Source organism: Algibacter sp. (assembly GCF_049667265.1).
GTDB lineage: Bacteria > Bacteroidota > Bacteroidia > Flavobacteriales > Flavobacteriaceae > Algibacter_B.
Genome location: NZ_JBATHX010000292.1, coordinates 1 through 2,321, shown reverse-complemented (window position 1 = coordinate 2,321; position 2,321 = coordinate 1). Strand labels below are relative to the sequence as shown.

The 2,321-nt window shown below is 29.6% G+C and carries 2 protein-coding genes and 2 pseudogenes; 2 read left to right on the top strand and 2 right to left on the bottom strand.

Annotated elements, in window-relative coordinates:
- Together WBN21_RS10775 and WBN21_RS10770 are read right to left on the bottom strand one after the other, a co-directional pair.
- Positions 1 to 691: pseudogene (locus WBN21_RS10775) on the bottom strand (dihydroorotase); the annotation flags it as partial.
- Between the two features lie 11 nt (positions 692 to 702).
- Positions 703 to 1,428 (bottom strand): polyprenol monophosphomannose synthase, encoded by a 726-nt coding sequence (locus tag WBN21_RS10770; protein WP_424200143.1) that lies wholly within the window; start codon positions 1,426 to 1,428, stop codon positions 703 to 705.
- 123 nt (positions 1,429 to 1,551) lie between these two features.
- Here WBN21_RS10770 and WBN21_RS10765 point away from each other — a divergent pair, with 123 nt between their 5' ends.
- Together WBN21_RS10765 and WBN21_RS10760 are read left to right on the top strand one after the other, a co-directional pair.
- The gene (locus WBN21_RS10765; protein WP_424200142.1) at positions 1,552 to 2,199 is read left to right on the top strand and encodes a DUF4271 domain-containing protein; all 648 of its coding nucleotides are present in this window, start codon (positions 1,552 to 1,554) and stop codon (positions 2,197 to 2,199) included.
- 21 nt (positions 2,200 to 2,220) lie between these two features.
- A pseudogene (locus tag WBN21_RS10760) lies at positions 2,221 to 2,321 on the top strand (uroporphyrinogen-III synthase); the annotation flags it as partial.

The window sequence follows — 2,321 nt, the reverse complement described above, 5'->3', positions numbered from 1 at the left end:
CGCCTGTTTTCTTTGCTAATTCAATAGCTTTAGAAGATGAAATATAACAAGCTTCCTCACTTCTAATTATTGGGTGATATTTAATAGGAATATCATCGCCAAACTCATCCATGTACTTCTTTAAGTTCTTCTTTATAGTGCCCTCATCTTCACAATGCACCGAAATAAGCATATTAGTACTTTTGAATATTTTCTCTAAAACCACAGGATCATCGACCAACATATTTCCTGTTGATGACCCTAAAAATAATTTCAAACCTGCAACCTGATTCACATCAAGTTTTAAAATTTCATCTAAATTATCATTAGTGCCACCAAACATAAATGAATAGTTTGCGGAAGATGATTTTGATGCAATTTCAAACTTTTCTTCTAACTTTTCAATAGTTGTAGTTTGCGGATTAGTATTTGGCATTTCAATAAAAGACGTTATACCGCCAGCAATTGCCGCTCTAGATTCGGTTTCAATATTTGCTTTATGCGTTAATCCTGGCTCTCTAAAATGCACTTGGTCATCAATTGCACCTGGTAAAAGATATTTTCCTTCCGCATCATATACCAACACATCGGCAGATTTCGGACTAATAGAATCTGAAATTTCCTTAATATAATTTCCTTCAATCAATACATCGCCAGTAAAAATAGTGCCTTCATTAACTATTTTCGCATTTTTTATAAGCGTCGTTTTCATTTGCATACTTTTTATTTTTTAAATAAACTTTTCAACTTCATTGAAATAACCCCAAAAATAGCTTCAGAAATAATTCCAGAGCTTAATTTAGATTCACCTAGTTTTCTATCTGTAAAAACAACAGGAACTTCAACAATTTTAAACTTTTTTATATGAGCTTTAAATTTCATTTCAATTTGAAAAGCATAACCTATAAACTTAACAGAATCTAAATTAATAGCTTCCAACACGTGTCTTTTATAACATACAAACCCGGCCGTAGTATCATGGATCCGCATTCTTGTTATAAACTTCACATATTTTGAAGCAAAGTAAGACATGAGTAATCGTTTCATATCCCAATTAACCACATTTACTGTATTATTAATATATCTTGAGCCAATAGCCACATCGGCGCCATCAATTTTACAGGCGTTGTAAAGTTTCAAAATATCTTTTGGGTTATGTGAAAAGTCGGCATCCATTTCAAATATATAGTCATAACCTTTTGCTAAACTCCATTTAAAACCGTGAATATAAGCGGTACCTAATCCTGATTTTAATTTTCGAACCTCTAAAAATAATTTTTCAGGAAATTCCGTTTGAAGTTCTTTTACTTTTAAAGCTGTTAAATCTGGCGAATTATCATCAACAATAAGGATATGGATGGCATCCGATTGTGAAAACACAGCCCTAATTATAGCTTCAATATTTTCAATCTCATTATATGTTGGTATAATTACAACAGTATCAAGCATATTCCATTTTTATTGAAATCATCCAGATTTCTTTTTAGCAAATGTACATTAATCAACCTGTAATTATTTTAAATATTTCTTAATAATACACCCTAATCTTAAAAATTATAATAATTTTAGGCCATGCTTCGTCACATAGTTTCAAACGATTTATTTACCATCCTATTAGTTATAGGATTACTAATTGTTGCCATTGCTAAATTAGTGTCACCCAAAAGATTTGACGATTTTATTTTGGTGCTTGGAAACGATAAATACCTAAAAATTTATTCGAGAGATCAGAAATTTTTCGACAAGTTTGATGCCCTATTATTTACTAATTTAATTTTATCCGTTTCCGTTTTCTGTTTTATTGCCTATAAAATATATACAGAAACCCATAACATCTCTGGCAACACGATGTTCAAATTAACCTTTGTTATTGCTGTTTTTATTTTAATTAAAGTACTTATTGAACGCTTAATTGGTAGTCTTTTTGAAATTGATAAACTTATCGACCAATATATTTTTCAAAAAATAAGTTTTAAAAATTATTTAGGGCTTTTATTATTACCTATTAATGCTATATTGCTATATACGATTCAACCTACATTACCCTTAATTTATGGCATTGTTTCCTTACTATTAATTATTAATATTATAGGATTAATTAGTTCCTTTAAAACACATCAAAGTTTAATTAAATATAACTTATTTTATTTTATTTTGTATCTTTGCGCTCTTGAAATCGCGCCCTATGTCATTTTATATAAGGTGTTTATTTCAGATTAAAATAAAAAACTACTCGCGCTTATGAAAGTGAAAACCATTTTAGTATCTCAACCAGAACCTAAAATAGAGAATTCCCCTTACTTCGATTTACAAGAAAAGCAACGTGTAAAAATAGATTTCAG